At 31.1% G+C, this 19,457-nt stretch carries 16 protein-coding genes; 2 read left to right on the top strand and 14 right to left on the bottom strand.

Going from position 1 to position 19,457, the window contains the following annotated elements; genetic code table 11:
* Positions 1–6: 6 nt before the first annotated feature.
* Together AX016_RS00400 and AX016_RS00395 are read left to right on the top strand one after the other, a co-directional pair.
* Positions 7–897, top strand: a complete 891-nt coding sequence (locus AX016_RS00400) for a TssN family type VI secretion system protein (RefSeq protein ID WP_100893713.1) — start codon at positions 7–9, stop codon at positions 895–897.
* Entirely contained in the window at positions 884–2,044 is a 1,161-nt protein-coding gene (locus tag AX016_RS00395; RefSeq protein ID WP_100893712.1) for a hypothetical protein, read from the top strand. Before AX016_RS00400 ends, AX016_RS00395 begins: the two co-directional genes overlap by 14 nt.
* A 146-nt stretch (positions 2,045–2,190) precedes the next feature.
* Here the strand turns inward: AX016_RS00395 and AX016_RS00390 are convergent, their stop codons facing one another.
* From AX016_RS00390 to tssD, 14 genes are all read right to left on the bottom strand, one after another.
* Positions 2,191–3,054 (bottom strand): hypothetical protein, encoded by an 864-nt coding sequence (locus AX016_RS00390; protein WP_100893711.1) that lies wholly within the window; start codon positions 3,052–3,054, stop codon positions 2,191–2,193.
* A gap of 257 nt (positions 3,055–3,311) precedes the next feature.
* Positions 3,312–4,280 (bottom strand): hypothetical protein, encoded by a 969-nt coding sequence (locus tag AX016_RS00385; protein WP_157811044.1) that lies wholly within the window; start codon positions 4,278–4,280, stop codon positions 3,312–3,314.
* 51 nt (positions 4,281–4,331) lie between these two features.
* Positions 4,332–5,255, bottom strand: a complete 924-nt coding sequence (locus AX016_RS00380; protein ID WP_100893709.1) for a hypothetical protein — start codon at positions 5,253–5,255, stop codon at positions 4,332–4,334.
* Between the two features lie 188 nt (positions 5,256–5,443).
* Positions 5,444–6,412, bottom strand: a complete 969-nt coding sequence (locus AX016_RS00375; protein WP_157811043.1) for a hypothetical protein — start codon at positions 6,410–6,412, stop codon at positions 5,444–5,446.
* A gap of 51 nt (positions 6,413–6,463) precedes the next feature.
* Entirely contained in the window at positions 6,464–7,387 is a 924-nt protein-coding gene (locus tag AX016_RS00370; protein WP_100893707.1) for a hypothetical protein, read from the bottom strand.
* Between the two features lie 9 nt (positions 7,388–7,396).
* Positions 7,397–8,173, bottom strand: coding sequence for a hypothetical protein (locus AX016_RS00365; protein WP_157811042.1), 777 nt, complete (start codon positions 8,171–8,173; stop codon positions 7,397–7,399).
* 168 nt (positions 8,174–8,341) lie between these two features.
* Positions 8,342–9,208, bottom strand: coding sequence for a hypothetical protein (locus AX016_RS00360; protein ID WP_100893705.1), 867 nt, complete (start codon positions 9,206–9,208; stop codon positions 8,342–8,344).
* Positions 9,209–9,210: 2 nt separating this feature from the next.
* Positions 9,211–12,156: a hypothetical protein gene (locus AX016_RS00355; RefSeq protein WP_100893704.1), complete on the bottom strand. Its 2,946-nt coding sequence runs from the start codon at positions 12,154–12,156 to the stop codon at positions 9,211–9,213.
* A gap of 14 nt (positions 12,157–12,170) precedes the next feature.
* Positions 12,171–12,692, bottom strand: a complete 522-nt coding sequence (locus AX016_RS00350) for a DUF4280 domain-containing protein (protein WP_100893703.1) — start codon at positions 12,690–12,692, stop codon at positions 12,171–12,173.
* A gap of 10 nt (positions 12,693–12,702) precedes the next feature.
* A complete protein-coding gene (locus AX016_RS00345; protein ID WP_100893702.1) occupies positions 12,703–13,671 on the bottom strand; it encodes a hypothetical protein in 969 nt (322 codons plus the stop codon).
* Positions 13,672–14,250: 579 nt separating this feature from the next.
* Complete coding sequence (locus tag AX016_RS00340) at positions 14,251–14,703, bottom strand: hypothetical protein (protein ID WP_157811041.1); 453 nt, start codon at positions 14,701–14,703, stop codon at positions 14,251–14,253.
* A gap of 2 nt (positions 14,704–14,705) precedes the next feature.
* A complete protein-coding gene (locus tag AX016_RS00335) occupies positions 14,706–16,664 on the bottom strand; it encodes a hypothetical protein (RefSeq protein WP_100893700.1) in 1,959 nt (652 codons plus the stop codon).
* 1 nt (position 16,665) lies between these two features.
* On the bottom strand, positions 16,666–18,483 hold the full coding sequence (locus AX016_RS00330; RefSeq protein ID WP_100893699.1) for a type VI secretion system Vgr family protein: 1,818 nt from the start codon (positions 18,481–18,483) through the stop codon (positions 16,666–16,668).
* A 259-nt stretch (positions 18,484–18,742) separates the two neighbouring features.
* Positions 18,743–19,141 (bottom strand): type VI secretion system tube protein TssD, encoded by a 399-nt coding sequence (gene tssD / locus AX016_RS00325; RefSeq protein WP_100893698.1) that lies wholly within the window; start codon positions 19,139–19,141, stop codon positions 18,743–18,745.
* Between the last annotated feature and the right edge of the window lie 316 nt (positions 19,142–19,457).

The raw sequence follows: 19,457 nt of genomic DNA, 5'->3' as shown, positions 1-19,457 counted from the left end.
GATGAAATGGATACATTAATTACATTTTTTTTAAAATATTTACTAGCCCCTTTATTGGTGGTTTTTTTAATTTTAGTACTTAAGTTTTCTAAAATTAAAAAGAAGTTACGTATAAAAAAGGTTATCTTTTTTATACTAATATCGTTACTAATACTAATTTTACCATCCTTGTTTGCCTTGTTAAGGTATGAGTTTGTTTGGGGTGGTTTATTAATAACTGCATTAACGTATTTGTTTTTAGGAATTGGTATGGTTTTTTATACAAAAACTAAAACATTTGACTCCTTTGGTTTAATAGAAAAAGACGGCAATAAAACATACTTTTTAATTGTAACTTTTGCTATTATAATTTTAACAGCATGGGTATATTATTTAATTTTTAATATTTTAAGTGGGTTGCCATATTCTATTTGGGCAATGTCTTCTGTGTTGTGGTTTATTGTTCCTATATTTTATGTAATGGCAAGAGACTCTTTTTTAAAAATATCTCCACCATTTTTTAAATCTTGGCGTGTAGAGCATGATACAAATAGTGATTTGTATTGGGATAAGATAGATACTTTTACACTTATACAGGTAACGGTTAAAGTTAAAAGATCTCCTACAGACAAAGATTATTCGTCATTTATGGTAAAGTTGCCTACAGAAGTGATTTTAGGAAAATGGTTTAATAGGTTTATAGAGGATCAAAATGTTAGGTTTCCACAAGATGTTATAAAAACAGAAGATGAAAGTGGTGATGAAATGGGGTGGATTTTTTACACATCCAAGTGGTTTAAGTTTCCGTTGTTTACTCGCGTTTTAGATGCAGAAAAAACAGGAACAGAAAATAACATTACCAACACACAAACGATCTTTGTTAGACGTATAAAAATAAAAGAAGATGAAAACGAATAAAATACAAAACTTACCCATTAACTGGACAGATGGAGTTAAGCTATCAGAGAAACATTTTTTTAAACAATATTATAGTATACTAGAAACTATTAAAGATTATAATTCTAGTGGTCAAAAAAACTTTGATTTTGGTATTTTAGAGGCAATAGATAGTAATTTTAGTGCATTAGATTTAGAACTGTCTTCAGATACTGGTACTAGTATAGCTGTAAGTCTTAAGTCTTGTAATGCAATAACTAAAAACGGCTACAAGATTTTATATTATAAAGGGCTTTATGGTGAAGAAGATATACCTAAAAAAGTTATTAATTTTAGCGAAGCAGAAGACGCTTCAATACATAACTATTATGTAATAGTGTCTATAAGTCCGTTTGAGTTAGTGCCTGTAGGGCAGCCAGATCCAGAGGTAGTTCCATTACACCACCCATATGCCTTACCAAAAATAGCACTAGATGTTGTTCCTGTTAACCAAGTTAACACGCATTTTTTGCAAGGTAATTTTATAGTAGTTGGCGAAATAAAATCTGAACAAGGCGTTTTTTCTTTAAACGATTCTTATATACCTCCAGTAAAAAAAGTAGCTTATAATGATGCTTTAGAAAAGTTTAGGGTAGATCTTATACAGGTATTATTAAGAATGAGGAAAAACTCTATTTTAATAATTAAGAAAAATAGAAACCATAAAAGAATAAACCGTTTAGCAGAGAATACTTTTTTGTTGTGTAATGATTTTAATCAGTTTTATGGTCAAAGTATTTACTATTTAAAGGAAGTTGTATCACAAGAATCTCCAATTTTTTTAGCAAAACAAATATCAATTTTAGCTAATCAGTTTTCTACATCTTTAAGTATTATGGATGAAAAAGAAAGAGAAGAATTACTGCAATATTATTTTGAGTGGACAGATGTTAAACCTTCTAATTTTAACTCTAAAATTGAAGACGTATTAAATAACCGTTACAACCATATAAATATTTCTGAAACTGTTGAGGTATTGGGCGAGTTTATATCTATAATAGATAGGTTATTTAACAAAATGAGTGCTCTTGAGTATATAGGGCAACGTAAAGATAATATTGTTATAAGTGAAGATTCTGTGATTAAAAAAGATAAACCAGGTAAATCTTCTTGGTCTATTTTTGATTAAGATAAGTCTTATATAAAACACAAAGCTACCTAATTACTAGGTAGCTTTAATATATATATTGGTATTTAATGCTGCTTGAGATTTTTTTTCTTGCCCGCAACTTTGAAAAAGAACAAACAGTGATAGAATTAAAATATATTTAGTCATTACCATACTTTTAGCTCATTACTACCAGCTGGCATAAAGAGTGTTAAATAGATTGATGTTTCTTCTTTTTTTCCTTTTTTTTCAGTTTCAATTTCTAGTATAGCATCTTTATTATCAAAACGCCTTAAGGTTATTAACTTAGAATTATATCCAAAAACTATTTCATAATCTTTTATTGGAGAAACCTTTGTGTTTTCAATGTCTGGAGAGAAAAAGTTCATTGTAGTTGAATTTCCCATCTTGTAATCTTCAATGATTTCATCTTTACTAAAATAATTGTAAGAAATTAGTCTTAATTCAAAATTCTTGGTTTCGTCTAAAAAAGCTTTTCCTTTTCCTTCTTCAATATATTCTTTTAACTGATTATATTTATTTACAGCCAATTCCTCTATGTTTTTAACTTTACTTAGGTCTTTTGCCGTTTCCAGCTCTTTACTAAAATCAAAGGGAACTACAGCATCAAAAGGAATTGTAAACTCATAATATGGTAATTTTAAATCGCCTAAATTTTCAGGTAAACCCAATTCCACAAGGTTTTCAAAGTCTTGTATAGAATCGTCTTTATCTTTCATATGAATCAAACGTATATCTGCATTTGCGTTTTCTGCTATAAACTTATCTCCTTCTTTTGGAAATACTTGTATAGTTAGCAATTGCTTGCCTGATTTTGGTATATAAATATTAAGGGGTACTAACATACTTTCTCCATAGTTTTCATAAAAAGTAAGCCAATGCGGAATATTATTACACCTAATAAGAACTCTGCATAGGTTTTTATTTAACTGTAATGCATATACAGGTTGGGTATTAAAAACTTTTATTTCATCTAATTTTTTAATTTCGTACTCTAATAGATCATTCATTTTTTCTTGCCCGCAACTTTGAAAAAGAACAAACAGCGATAGAATTAAAAGGTACTTTTTTATTGTCATATTTTATACTTATTTACGTATTATTACAAATTTATTACTGTCTTTTGGAAGATAGAGTTTAATGGGGTATTGTCCCCCTCCTGATATTTTCTTGTACTTCTGTTTTCATTTGTTTGGTTACTTTGGTTTGGCAACTTACCAAAAAGGGCAACAAAATAAATAAAACAGGGAATAACCTTGTTTTCATACTAACGAATTACTTCTAATTTAGATGAACCTTTTGGGCGATGGAAATAAAGGCTAAATACATTAGCTGTATCGTGTTTTCCACCATCTTTTTCGAGCCAATACTGTCCTATTAAAGGTGTTTCTCCTCTAACATCAAATCGCTCTAAGGCAACTACCTTACCATTACCATACATTTTTAAGGCTACATTTTCAATAGGGTACATGGTCATATCTTGCCCCCAAAGTTTTATAAAATTAGCAATGGTTTCTTGTACCTCTTCATTACTATCACTATTCGTAATTGCTCGTTCTTTTTTCATTTTATGAATATTTCGAGCAATTTCAGGCAATTCTTTATTGGTAATAAGATCTCGGTAGGTGTTATACTCCTTTAGTAATTCTTCAAACAACTCGTCTTTATCTTCTTTGCTTAAATCTTGGCTATTACTCCAGCCTTCTAACTCATAAGGTACTTCGGCATAAAACTTCCCCTTATATTCTACATACGGTTTACCTGCATCAGGAAACTTGGCATCGTAATCGCCTTCTGGTTTTTTACGCTCAAATTTTTCTGATTCATACAAGGTTTCTACATCGCCATTGGGCTTGTATTTGTATTTGTTTATCTGTAACTCAACCAACGCCCCTTCCGAAATACCGTTTGTATCAAAAAAACTTCGGTCTTTCCACTCTGGGTACACTCTAATCGTCCAAGTTTGCCAGCCTGTTTTTAAAATATATGGGTTTATAGGAATACTACCACTGATGGTACCATTTAGTCTTCCAAAAAAATAGTCTACTCGCATATCGTTAATTAATACTTCGTAGCTGCAAGCACCTATCCAAATATTGGCATTGTAAGCTTCGTCATTGGCAATTACGTTTTCTCCTAAATTGCTAAATATTTCTTGTACTTCTGGGTTTACTTGGCTGTTACAAGCTACAGATAAGCCCAAAAAACATAAGAATATTATTTTATAAGTTGTCAATGTCTTTACTTTCTTTATATTTATATAAAACCAAAAATTAGAGCTATATATTTACCAAACATGCCATTTATTATCTTTAGTTTTATATAAATATAAAGCACGCCCAGAATAATACTCGCCATCATCCATCCATAAGTAAGTTTCTAATGTCTCCGCATTTTTCAATGATACAACTTTATTATTAGCATAAAATTTTAATATAGCTTTCGGTAAAGGCAATAATTTAGATTTTTTTATTTCCTCTATATCAGCTACCATTTCTTCTTTAAGTTCTTCTTTAGTTGAATACCATTTTTTAGCACTCCTTCTCTCTCTTTCTTTAGTGAAATCTAGTAAAGCTACGCCATCACCTTTTTCTAAAATACTTATAAATGTAGCAAACTGGGCATCTACTTCTTTACGTAATTGGGTGCTGTCTAAAGTACTTAAATCTACCGCATTTTCTAAAGCGGTTATTTTAAATGGCACTGTAACTTCAAAGGCCCCTTTATGCACAAATGTAGGTAAAGGTTGCTCTAGCATTGGCATTTTATAGGTCCACACAGTTTCTCTGCCTTCGGCACTGCCCATATGTGGTATATGTTCTATTTTTACGGAAATAGATGCATATTTGTCTAACACTTGTTTCCCTGTACTAGGAAATAACCGAATTTCAATAGGTGTTAATCCACTACCTAATAAAGACGAGTTAATTCCTTTTGTTTTTGAAGTTACAGAGCCTTGCGAATCATTAGAAAAAGCAGTATTTGGTATGTCATTTATTAAAATTACATACTTGCAGTTGGAGCTAGAGATAGAAATGTTGTATAAATCGGGTAATTTTTCCATCTTTCCATAATCGGGCAATCCTTCGGTAGCATAGCTTATTATTTCTTCTATTTTGGTATTTAATGCTGCTTGAGATTTTTTTTCTTGCCCGCAACTTTGAAAAAGAACAAACAGCGATAGAATTAAAAGGTACTTTTTTATTGTCATATTTTATACTTATTTACGTATTATTACAAATTTATTACTGTCTTTTGGAAGATAGAGTTTTATGGGGTACTGGCCCCCTCCTGATATTTTCCTGTACTTCTGTTTTCATTTGTTTGGTTACTTTGGTTTGGCAACTCACCAAAAGGGGCAACAAAATAAATAAAACAGGGAATAACCTCGTTTTCATACTAACGAATTACTTCTAATTTAGATGAACCTTTTGGGCGATGAAAGTGAAGGCTAATAACTACAGCTTTATTATATTTTTCACCATCTTTTTCAAGTAAATAACTCCCTATTAAAGGTGTATGCCCCATAATATCCGTTCGTTCTAATGCAATTACCTTACCATTTCCATACATTTTTAAGGCTACCTTTTCAATAGGGTACATGGTCATATCATGCCCCCAACCATCTATAAAATTAGTAATAATTTCTTGTAGTTCCTCATTACTATTACTTTTAGCTATCGCTCGTTCTTCTTTCATTTTGTGAATATTTCGAGCAATTTCAGGCAATTCTTTATTGGTAATAAGATCTCGGTAGGTGTTGTACTCTATTAACAATTCTTCAAACAATTCGTCTTTATCTTCTTTACTTAAATCTTGGCTATTACTCCAACCTTCTAATTCATAGGGTACTTCGGCATAAAACTTCCCCTTATATTCTACATACGGTTTACCTGCATCAGGAAACTTGGCATCGTAATCGCCTTCTGGTTGTTTACGTTCAAACTTTTCTGATTCATACAAGGTTTCTACATCGCCATTGGGCTTGTATTTGTATTTGTTTATCTGTAACTCAACCAACGCCCCTTCCGAAATACCATTTGTATCAAAATAACTTCGGTCTTTCCACTCTGGGTACACTCTAATCGTCCAAGTTTGCCAGCCTGTTTTTAAAATATATGGGTTTATAGGAATACTACCACTGGTAGTACCATTTAGTCTTCCAAAAAAATAGTCTACTCGCATATCGTTAATTAGTACTTCGTAGCTGCAAGCACCTATGCGAATATTGGCATTGTAAGCTTCGTCATTGGCAATTACGTTTTCTCCTAAATTGCTAAATATTTCCTGTACTTCTGGGTTTACTTGGCTGTTACAAGCTACAGATAAGCCCAAAAAACATAAGAATATTATTTTATAAGTTGTCAATGTCTTTACTTTTTTTATTATTATATAAAACCAAAAATTAGAGCTATATATTTACCAAACATGCCATTTATTATCTTTAGTTTTATATAAATTTAAAGCACGCCCAAAATAATACTCGCCATCATCCATCCATATATAAGTTTCTAATGTCTTAGCTTTTCTAAGTGTAACAATCTTGTTTTTTCCATAAAATCTTAGTATTGATTTTGGTAAAGGAACTAGTTTAGATTTTTGTATACGTTCAATATCAGTTACCATTTCTTCTTTAAGTTCTTTTTTCGTTGAGTACCATTGTACGGTTCCTACTCTCTCTCTCTCTCTAGTAAAATCGAGTAAAGCAACCCCATCACCTTGTTCTAAAATACTTATAAATGTAGCAAACTGGGCATCTACTTCTTTGCGTAATTGGGTGCTGTCTAAAGTGCTTAAATCTACCGCATTTTCTAAAGAGGTTAATTTAAATGGCACTGTAACCTCAAACGCTCCTTTATGCACAAATGTAGGTAAAGGTTGCTCTAACATTGGCATTTTATAGGTCCACACAGTTTCTCTGCCTTCGGCACTGCCCATATGTGGTATGTGTTCTATTTTTATTGAGATAGATGCATATTTGTCTAACACCTGCTTCCCTGTACTAGGAAATAACCGAATTTCAATAGGTGTTAATCCACTACCTAATAAAGACGAGTTAATTCCTTTTGTTTTTGAAGTTACAGACCCTTGCGAATCGTTAAAAAAAGCAGCTGACTGTAAATCACTAATTAAAATTTCATACTTGCAGTTGGAGCTAGAGATGGAGATGTTGTATAAATCTGGGAGTTTTTCCATTTTCTCATAATCAGGCAATCCTTTAGTGGCATAAGCTACTATTTCTTCTATTTTTGTATTTAATGCTGCTTGAGATTTTTTTTCTTGCCCGCAACTTTGAAAAAGAACAAACAGCGATAGGATAAAAAGGTGCTTTTTTATTGTCATATTTTATACTTATTTACGTATAATAACAAACTCATCACTATCTTTTGGAAGATAGAGTTTTATGTTGTAAATCCTAATTGCTCCATCTGGCTCTAATGTTCTTAAAACGCCTTCTCTCATATTTTCTTTATCTACTCTTTCTAAAGACACCAATTGATTGTTCTTACCGTAGATTTTTATAGTGTATTTTTTAATAGGAACCATGTTTCCTTTAGCATATTCTCGGATTCTTCGAGAACTATTCTCGAATTCTTCGAGAACTATTCTCGAATTATAATCATAATTAAACACATTCGTTTCTTTGTCTCGTTGTACACATAAGTGATTAAAGGAATTTGCATCCCCATTATTCAATATAGTTCTTAACTTCTCATAATAAGCAATCACTTTTTTTTGTAGTGTCTCTTTATCCCATGTGCTTAAATCTTGTCCGTTTTGCCAGCCTTCTAGCTCATAAGGCAGATCTTTTACCTCAATATCCCAACTTTGTTTAAAATAAGGTAAATCTTCATTGGTAGTAATTAATGGCAAATTAATAGGCTCACTCTCTTGCTCTATATCTCTGTTATCGTTTATAATTACTTTATAAAAATCTAAGCGATATGGCAATTGCTCTTTTCCCATATTTACCACCGTATCGCCACCTACATCGGGGAAAAACTTAATGGTAACCTTATAAGTACCATTGTTTAATAACCATGGGTTTAGCTCTACTGCCGAACTTACTCCTGTAGTACCGTGTTTTATTAAAATATCATTTAAGTACAGTTCAAAAGGTAAATACACCCCTATACTTATGTAGTATCGGTATTGTTTTTCTTTCGCTACCTGTTGTGTTGTTTTTTTTCTCTCTCTATTTAAGTTTGATTTCATGGAAGGGAGTCTCTGTTGAGATAAACAACTTTGTAGAAACACTAAACAAAATAATAGAACAATATGTTTTGGTTTAAACATTTAATAGACTTCTAATTCATTTGCTCCTTTTAATTGATGAAGTATTAATCCATAAGATTTTCTTTTACCTTTATCATCAATTGAATATAAAGGTGTAGAGCCATTGGAATTAACCAATTGGACTAATTTCCCATTCGGATGTATAAAAAGTTTGTAATCAGAAATAGGCTGCATAAACCCTTTTGAAGATAATACTCTTTTACTTAGACTATTTAGGTATTCTTTTTGTTTACTTACATCATAATACATAGAATTCATTTCTCTTTCTCTAGATTTTTTATAAATTTCTAGGTACTTCAAAGTATCACCATTATTAATAATGTTTTTAACATTAGAGTATTTTTCAATTACTTTTTCTAATAATTTATTTTGGTCTTTATCTAAAAAAGATTGAGAATTTTCAAGTCCAACTAAGCTGTATGGAACCTCTGCTTCAAATGTCCAAGAATCAATAAAAATCTTTAGTGGTTTTTCAATTGATTTTAACTCGCATTTCTTCACTAATTTAAATGGTGGATTTTCATCATTTTCAGAATAGTAGATATCAATACTTATGTTCTTGAGATAATTTTCTGTTAATAAATCATCCTTTTCTTGAGGTTTTATTTTTAAACTTAGTGTTTGAACACCTTTTTTATTTATATATGGATTTAGATATTGATAATCATTAACAACTCCAATTTTGTTATTTCTTATTAATGAAACGCCATTAAAAATTATTTCAAAATCGGCATTAAAATTATAATGTAAATAATATATTTTATTCATTTTTGTTTTTTCCGTGTTAGTTAAACTTTTATTTGCTTTGTCGTTTAAACATCCATTTAGCATAAAAAAAGATATTGTGAGTAATATAGCTTTCATCATCTTTAAAATTTTATTTCTTTTTTGAAATCATAATGAGGTATTAAAGGGATTAATTTATTTGGTTCATCATCAGTATCTTCCAAATTTATACTTGCTTTAAACCAAACTTCTAATTTAACTCCTGAGTAAAAAAAATCTACATCTAAATTACCTTTACTATTTAACTCAGTTGGGACTGTAAGTTCTACATAAGATGATGCTTTTGCCCCAGCACTTAGTTCTGCAATCCTTTTTTGTTTATCTTTATCAGGTAACGCTCTAATTCCTTTTTTTGATTTCACTGTTATTGAAAAACTCATATCAATACTTCCTTCAATTCTTCCTTGCAACGAGAAATTAGGATCTAGATAACCGTTAGTAAAGTTATACCTTAGATTAGCGTGTTTCTCATATTGTGGTTCACCCGTTTTAGGATCTGTCCCTGTTTTTTTGCCTACCAGCTTTATTTGTGACTCAAAAACAATATCTATTCTATAATCTACCACTAAATTCCCTCTAGAAAAGGCTTCTGCTGCCCACACTGTGAGATCCAAAACATCTAAAATAATCCCCCAAGGTTTTAACTTACTACCCAATGCCAACAGATCTAACCTTACTTTAGCGCCTATAACTGGGTCTGCTATAATACGCCCTTCTAACTCCCAATCTACTATAGCACTATCACTTTCGCCATAGCCTATACCTACTCCAAAACCTATACTGGGTGCCATTAGCTCAAAGCTAACAGGTAATTTTGATTGTTTTGCAATACTACGTTTTTTGAAGTTTAAATCTGTTTTTAATTTGGTATCATTAATAGATTTGGCTTCAGATACCCCTAACGTTCCATCCAAAAATTCGATAATACTTGTAATAGGCGATAGCATTTTTCGGTATTTTTCCCAAAATTGTCCTCCTAATTTTATAGTATCTTTTCCGTTAACCTCACAGTGTACATATATGCCCAATTTACCTTTTTGGTTTTGGTAAGCAGAGGCTATATGTTTTTTTGTGGCTTTTTCTTGTTGTCGTTTTATGTTTCCAGAAAAGTCATCAAATTCATTACTACTACGAGCATTGTGGGCTAATAAAGTTGGTGTTTCGTTGTAGTATAAGGGTTCTTTTATGTTATAGGTAAAGTTTATCACCCATTTCATATCTGGGTACACATTTAATTTTACTACTTGGTTACTGTACCTACAAGTACTTACAGGTATAGCATAACTTTGGTATAATGTTTCTTTATTTATAATTTTTAATAGGTAGTCTACAACCCATATGTTTTTTAAATTTTTATCAAAAACACCATCTTTTAAATAGTCTTGCTCAAAGGCTAAGTAGTTAAGTATGCGGTCTGCATAATCTTTGTTGTATTCATAACCTAAATTTACATCAATAGAATTGTCTTTAATTGTGTAGTCCTCTTCGCTTATCCATTGTACTGGAAAATTTTGAGTATCAAAAACATTTTCCTTATTATGTTTTTGTCCTTCAGCAAGGCCAACACCATCACATCTAGGTTTGGTTTTGCTTTCACTTTGGTAATGTTGTGCTTCTAAACAATCTAGGATAATAGTGATTTTTTTCTTCTTTTTATCTCCGGCTACAATTTCAAATAGGTTAATGGAGTTATCAGAATTTTTAGTAGTAATGGTATTTTCATTAAAAATTTCAATAAACTCTCTTCCTTCTACTTTTACTTGTATAGCCGAGAATTTACAGGGTTCGTCATTTTTAATGGTATATTCATTTTTTACAACCTCTGCTATCATTTTTTCTACTTCTAACTTGCGAAGGTCAAGTAATTCAGAAGTTGTATTGTAATAGACGCTAAAAAAAGGCATTCCTTTAAGTTCTTCTTTTGTAACTTTGGTGCTATACTCTGTAACCAGAGTTTCAGTATATGTATTTGCGGCATTTTCTACTTCTAAATGTGATACACTTATTTGAAAAAAACTTTTTTTATCCCAATCTTCTTTTTCAATTTTCACTACAACTTGTTCTCCATTTGGAGCAACAACAGGTACTTTGGAACCTGCTGAGTGAGAAGAAAAAATTCCATCATTAATAGGGTCTGCTTTATTACCTAATTTCCCATCCTTATTCTTATAATGTAATACTTTTACCTTTGCATAGAAGTATTTTATAAGTTGATTTTTATCATGCTTTGCTTTATCTCTCCATTTTTTCTCAATTTTTATTTCAATTGTATTATTTGTATTATATGCTGTTTGATTATCTGTATTTTCTTGCACATATCTAATAGGAGTTTTATTAACTTTTATATCTGAATCATATTCATAAATATCTATTTCAAAAATGGCAAAATCATGATAGCTAGTGTTTACATTTGGTAATAAGTGTGTTTTTATAGTTAAAGATACGGTATCTCCATACCTATATGTACCTTGTTCAAAAGGGTCATTTTTATTTTCAGAAAAAGTAGTATTTAGTACTTGTGAATCTCCTATAATTGCAGCAAAAGCGCCTAGATTTGGATTAGTGAATTCGGGATAATAATTGTAGGCCTCAATCCAATATATTTTTCCTAAATGAGCTTCATTATTAAAAGCAACTTTTACCTTTTTAGCCTTTGTGTATTGTTTTAAAATACCGTATTCCGCTACCGTATAACTTCCGCCTTCATTTTTCCAAGGACCCCATTGGTCATTAAACATCCCCTTAGGATTCTTTTTAATGTTTTCTATATATTCATAATCTATGTAGCTCCATTTTACATTTTCAATGGCATTAGTACCATCTACAGGATGTGGAATGTCTTTTTTATTAGCCTGAAGAACTCCAGGGGCATGTGCAAACTTGCGTAGAATCTCAGTAAGATAAGATTGGTTATTTACATATAGTACTATGCCTTCTTCACCTAAAGGTATTTCAAAATATTGAAAGTCATCAATTATTTTATCAGGATCTCTTTTAGCAAATATTTTTCGTAATGTTAATTTTGTCATCCTTTTCTAATTTGTTAAAAATAACCATAAATATTATCGTCATATTCACCTGCGCTAATACCTTGGTAAATATTTTTTTTGTTTATTTCTGTAGGGTTAACTACAGGATTTACTTGGCATAGTGCATCTTCTTCTGCTTCTTCAAAACTAGATTCTGATGGTTCACCAGTTTGTCCGTGAAAAGTAATATTAACACAAGGAGCACCAGATATTGCACAGGTAGCTTTGCTGCCTTCTAGTAAAGGATAACCACCATTGTCTTCTAGTTTTACCTTGTCATAAAAGTCTGTCCATTCTGTAATATTAGGCTGGCAGGGTTTGTAGCCACTTGGTGTTGGTTGCAATTTGCACTGTCCAAAGGTTTTAGCTTCAAAAGGTTGCCCAATCTCTTTGTTGGTTGCCATTAATTTATTACTATTTTCTGGGTCGTTAATATAGCGTTTACTTTGTGTTTCTACAATTAGTTTGTCTGGCATATTGCCATGCATACATTTGCATTCTGCTCCTTGGCACACTAGTTTTCCTGTTAATCCCATATTGCTTATTTTAACTATTTAACCACTTGTAAAAGCGTTGTTTAGTGGTTAAACTTTTGTTTTCTTCTTTCTTTTGAGCTTTTTTTCTGCGTTTTAAATCGTCTTCCATGTCATTAAAAGATTGCCTTACGGTTGGCTTTTCTCTTAAGTGGTATACTGTAGCTTTTATTTTTTTTACAATTGTATCTTGGTGTTTTATGCTACATTCTGCAATTGTATTTTGTAATAAAAATGACGAGCTGTCTAAGTCATATTCTACCTTTAATATAGCTTCTGATGTGTTATTTTTTATTTTAGAATCTAGGGTTATGTGTGCTGTATTGTAATAGGTTTTGTATTTGTTTATTTTTTGCGTTGCTTTAAAAATTAAAGGGTTTTTAAAGCTAAGTATAGGAAACTGCATTTCTACTTTTTTTTCTAAAGAGGTATTGTAGCCTTTATACACATTATGAAATAATAATGTGTAAAAAACCTCTTGCTTAAATGAGCTTAGTAAATAGTGTTTTTGCAATAAATTAGTTTCAAATTTGGCTATGTATTGTGTAAATGCTTTTCCTGTGTATTCTTTTTGTAACTGCTGTTTTACTTTTTTCCAACGCGTTATTATTTCTTCGTAATTTATAATGTCTAACAGCTCATTACTAAACGTTGTTTTTAGTTGTAAAGGGTATAAAACAGCTTGTGTTTTAATAGATAATATTTCTACTATTTTTTTTGGAGCTCTTTTATTAATAAATATTTTATCTCTTTTTATGGTATATTCAAAACATTCTTCTTCTGGATACCTACGTAATGTTATTTCAGTCTCAAATTGAACTCTAGATGTTTTTTCTTTTTGTGCATCTGTAATATGTATAGTTACACCATAAGTACGTGTATATAAATGTCCAGACAAAAGGGTAAAAGGTTCCTTTTTTATCCTTATCCTTTGGTCTGTATATAATTGGTTATCCAGAATGTTATTTTCTGTTTTTAACATATATAAAATATTCTATTACTTATTCATATTTTTTTGGTGCTTCATTAATAATCTTTCCTCTTTAATATTTTTTACAGCTAAAACATGTTGATAGTACTTTTCTGTATAAAACCCTTTTTATTGCCATTTTAAAATAAAATATTTTTTAACTTTTGTTTTTTCATTTTCGTCAACACTTTGATAATAATCGAAAAAAGACCTGCTCTGAATTAAAGGAACGTGTAAATGTCCTGTTAGTAAAGTTGGTCTTAACTCTGCCCTTAACTTTGCAACTCGATAATAGATTTCATTAGACAAATAGCCTCCTCCAGAACCTCTACCAGATGCTAAAGCCTGTACGTCTTCTAATTTTGCTCTTAAAACTGTTCCCTGCCTATCGCTATTATTATCTCCTCCACTATACTCATTATAGGTTTGATTAAAATATACCCAAAAGATATCTGATGCTTTATTTGTGTCTGGGAGTATTGTTTTTTAGTTTGCACTGCGTTTAAACATGTTTTTACTCAAATCTTGATTAGTCAACAAGGCATATGGCGTTGGTCTATCGGCATATCATTAACAAATGTTATTTCATAATTATGGCTCTTCATTTTCTTTAATATATTTCATACAATCATTGGGAAGCTTCCTTATTGTAAAAGTGGGAAAGTAATTGGAATCTAATACTTCCTTACATTTCTTTAAATCAACAACAATGTCTCCTTTTTGGAAAAGTAATTTATCTATTTGAAATCGAAATATGCTATGCGAATCAAATAATAATTTTAATCGCATAGTGTCTTTTTTATAAATAAATTTAGAAACACGATTAACAGATATTAAAGCATTATTATAATTATACGATTTCTCACACTGTTTACATTTTTTTTTAATTGATAGTGTATAATCTATTCCATTTACAGTTGTAAAACATAAAGACTTATTTTTGGACATAATCTTCTTAATTTCAATACTTGGAGTACTAATAGGTTGGGATAGCACCAATTTAAAATTAAATAACACTACACTTATAAATAAAACGGATTTCATAATTATATTTTTGTGATTATTTCTCTGATTTTCTCTATTAATTCTCCCATCTTAGGGTTAATATCTATGGTTACTATGTTTCCTCTTGAATCAGGAAAACTTCTTCCGTACTGCGTCAACGGAACGTGCAAATGTCCTGTTGGTAAAGTTGGTCTTAACTCTGCCCTCAACTTTGAAACTCGATAATAGATTTCATTAGACAAGTAATTACTTCCAGACCCTTTAATTGATTGTAAAGACTGTAATTCTTTCAAATCATTAATTATGCAATTATTTTCTGGTGCACCATCGCTAATATCCTCTATTAATCGTGTCCCTTCAATATTAGCATTTCTATATACTTTTCCAGCTGCTTCAAACGTTTGGTTAAAGTAAACCCAAAACGTATCAGAGCGTTTGTTAACATTAGGCACTATTTTTTTGTAAGGCAATGTAGTTTCATAAAATTCTTTACCACCAATAGTAAGTTGTTTAAGGTAAGTTTTGTTGTCATCACTTCCTTTTCCCCAATGCATATTGTCTGCAAAACCACCTCTGTTCTTTGCAGGAAATCTATCTATATCAAACCGAAAAACACCTCCCTGACTGGCTGTAAGTATCATATCTACCTTTGTTACAAAAGGTGTAACAAATTTTTCTATAATGCCTTTTCCATCCTTAAATTCGTCAAAATCTTTATACCTAACGGGAGCAATAAACGTCTGTATATAATAATCTCCAATAGTTTTGCCGTGTAGTGCTAAGGCATTTATACCACTTGGATTACTTTGTAATGGATTACCTCCTTGTGTTGGGTCTAAAACAAATGTGTCAAATCCTGTTATCAATAGTTTTTTCCCTGATTTACCTGAAAAACTTACACCTGTATAATTTCTACTTAATTCTTCAAATGAAATAATAATATTATCTAATATTGAACCAGAATTAATAAGACTTTCTTCAAAATCTATATCCTTTTCAAACAAAGGGTGTCGTTTTAAATGAACTTGCATTTTGTTTCTAGCCCAGTATAAGGATCTGTCATCCAATTCGTCTCTCTGTACTTGTTTAACGGCTAATTCCCATAATTTTTTTGCATCTGTTTCTACTCGCTTTTTTATTCCTTTCTCGCCTTCAATTTTTAAATCCTCTTGGTTTATAAATTCTGAAAATGTTTTTACTAAAGTTAGAATTTCAGAGTTTTTAGAAATATACTTGTTTTCGTAATTATCTACTAAATCTTTTGTTTTTGAGTGAGGTGCAGTTAAATCTTCATACTTGTATAATCCTAAATATTCCTCATAATTCCTACGGTAAGCTATCGGTTTTAAATGATTTATTTTTTTTGGAAGAAAAGCAATTCTTGCATTATATGCTATTTCTAAGAAGAATGAATTTAAGTCGTCTGATTTTATTTTGGTTTTATGAGAATCATAATACTCAAAATCTTCATTATACCAATCTAAAGCTAATGTAAATGGGTTTGTTTCTATTATTTTGTTTTCAACATTAGTTGACCATTTTAATTTATCGATGTTTGTAAATTTCTGTGCGGTGTTTTTTGATTTCCCCTTTAATTTTATTTGAATTTTTTCTTTTACGCCTTTTTCAGGTTCTTCTGTAAATGTTATTCTTATTTTAAGTTTATTACCATATAAAAATTGAGTTGCATCTCCGCCTTCAATTCCATTTATAGCAGATTGATTTAATACAGTATTATTTTTTACATCTATAAATTCAACTTTTTCAATATCGGGATGTTGAGTTAAACTGCTTTCAGGAGGTCCTACATACTCCCCTAAAGTTGTCCCTTCTTCCCCTTTTATATCAATAGAAGTATTAGAATACATATTTATACTACCTTCTGTAGTGTATATGCTAACCTCTTCTGCTGTTTTAGTTAGTTTATTGCCAACTTTGGTTATGTAGTTTTCTTCTACAACTTTTTGCAGGTTTTTTGCTTTTACTATAATAGATCCCATACTATTGAAAGTTAGATTGTTCTTTAGTATTGCTCTTAACTTCTTTTGCGCTATTAAAATTTAGATTTTCAACTGTGCTAGCTAAATCTAATTGACCAACAATATCTTGGGAGAGCTTAGCGGAAACATTCATATTTTCATCAATATCTTCACTCATATTGGTGCTTTTCTTAGTGAAATCAGCCCCTGCAATCTGACTAATATTAGTACCAGCTACGGTAGTTATATTTTTCCCTGCATTTTCATCAATATTTTCACCAGCATTAACAGTAATATTTTTTCCTGCAGTAATATTTAAGTTTTCACCTGCATTAATATTAATGTCTTTAAGGGCATTTATTGTTATGGTTTCATTAGCCGTGTCAATAATAAAATGATTGCCTTTTTTATCTGTTATTGTTATGCTTTCTGCGTTTACTTTGTCATTAAACTCTAGTGTGTGCCCACTACGTGTTATAATGCTTTTATGGGTGTTTGTAGGTTTTCCTCCGGCTCCTGTTTGCCCGTTAAAAAGGCTACCTAGTACAAAAGGTCTGTTAGGGTCGTTGTATCTAAAACCAAGTAAAACCTGGTCACCTTCTTCTGGTATAAACACAAAACCTCTGTTGGTAGCTACGTTACTGCTGCTACCTGCATCAGGCGTCATAACACGTATCCATGCCGTTTTCATTTCACCAGATTGCCAATTCATTTTTACTTGTACTCTTCCTTTGTTTTTAGGGTCTTGGTTGCTTAGTACCGTTGCCATTTGTGTTTGCGCAACTGGCAATGTTACTTTAGGTTCAGGTAGGCTTTTAATATCTACAGGTAACGCCACAAAACTATTGGTGTAATAGTTAGCTTCTTTAGCGTAGTGTGTAATTTCTGTAATAATATATTTACCGTGCTTTTTAGTGGCATAACTAGCAACACCGCTAAGTATAGCTGTTTCTATGTCTATAATACTCCCTACAGCTAATCCTTTTTTAGTAGACTTGCCAGATATGTAGTTAGAGTTAGCCGCCGCACTTTGTTGTTTCTTTTTTAAATAGTTGTCTATCTCAGACTTGTTTTTAATTCTAGGAATGGTGTACCCATTACCACCAGTAGAAAAGAGCTCTAAACTAGTGTTAAAGGCGTGTTGTCCTAATTCATTTAAACCAGTAGGACTATCTGGAGTTTGGCTGTTGTGTTGTTGTACGTCTTGTGAGTTAAACGAAAAAGCTTGTGCTTTACGAGCCTGTGCTTGTATGCCAATATTCATTTCGGTTAAATCTTTACCGTATTCTATAGTAATAGGGTCTGTTTGTGATGGTTTTCCAAAAAATAAGGTGTCTCCATCATAAAACAACCACTCGTTATGTTGTTTAGCAATACGCTGTATAAACTTAAAGTTGGTTTCTAGGTATTGCGACTCATAGTCTAGTGTAGCGGTATTTTCTGGTGCAATTTCTGTAGTTAATTTAGGGTTTTTAGTCACCACTTTTATAATGTCTGCTAAGGACTTGTTTAACCAAGATTGCATAACCTCACTATCTTCTAAAACAATAGTAGAGGAGTAGCCAGATAGGATAATTTGCCCGTGATTGCCGTTGTTTTGATTAAGAGATACGTTGGTTATAATACCTGTAAAATCTTTGCCAGTAGTAGTAATAAGTATTGTTTTACCAAGCCAGTCTTTAGACTTGTCTATGGTGTGTGCGGTAGTGGTTTCCCCGGCTTCTAAATCTATACCAACCTCAAAAGAATGGTGATCGTTAATTTTTTGAGCTATGGTAATGTGTTTGTAACCACTAATAAATTTACCGTTAATACTAATTTGCTTATTTTCTGGTGTCATAACTTTATGTTTGTAGGTACTATATAAGCCTTGTGGTAAATTTAGAAACCTAGAGGCCTAATTTTAATGTTATTTTAAACAAAGCAGTAAAGAGATTAGTTTTACTAGGTTTGTTTTATTTTTTAGATGTACTGGTTTGTGTGTAACTAATACACCATATGTGGTATTTTGAAAAAGGATAAAAAAGCCTTCAAATTATGACACTTGAAGGCTTTAATAGTATAAACATGTCTAAACAACTAGTATGTGTTTAGTAGTTTTATGATCTTGGCCAACGGTTTAATAAAGAAGCTGTACCAACGTTAATTTCCTCAGCAGAGAAAGTAACTTTAATAGTCATAGGTACGTCATTATTAACGTCTAATGTTTCTTTAAAATGAACGATGTAAGCGTTTTTAAACTCAACTTCTTTCATTTTAGCATCCTCGTCTGTTTTCTTAAAAGTAATTTTACCTTCAACAGGTTTAAACTGACTGTTAACCATAGCTTCAATAACAGAAGTATCTTCTGTAGACTCTATAACTAATTCAACTCTACCACCAGTTACGTTAGAAGATGGCTTACCTTTAGAATCTGTATTTCTACTAAATTCATAATCAGAATAAAGTACATCAAATACTTTACCACCGAAACTAAAATCTGCTCTAAATGATCCCATAATAATTTGTTTTTTTAATTAAAATTAATTTTTAAAATGTTACAGTTCCTCTTTAGTTTCGACTAGTATAAAAAAAAAGAGAAAGCATCAAAAAACTACTTTTTTGAAATTTTCTCCATACTTAGGCAAAAACCTAAGTCCTTAATATGACATTATTTTATTTTGGAAGAAAGAGAAAAATTCTAAAATATTGTCTTTATGCTGACTAATGTATTAAATTATTTTCAACTATAAAAAAATTATTTCTTACTTAAGTGATGTGAAAAACTTCCTATAATTGATGTAAAGACCTACAAAATATGGAGGTGGTGATATA

This window comes from Cellulophaga sp. RHA19, assembly GCF_002813425.1.
Taxonomy (GTDB): domain Bacteria; phylum Bacteroidota; class Bacteroidia; order Flavobacteriales; family Flavobacteriaceae; genus Cellulophaga.
Note: the sequence above shows the minus strand (reverse complement) of the source record. Positions and strands in the feature narration are given on the sequence as shown.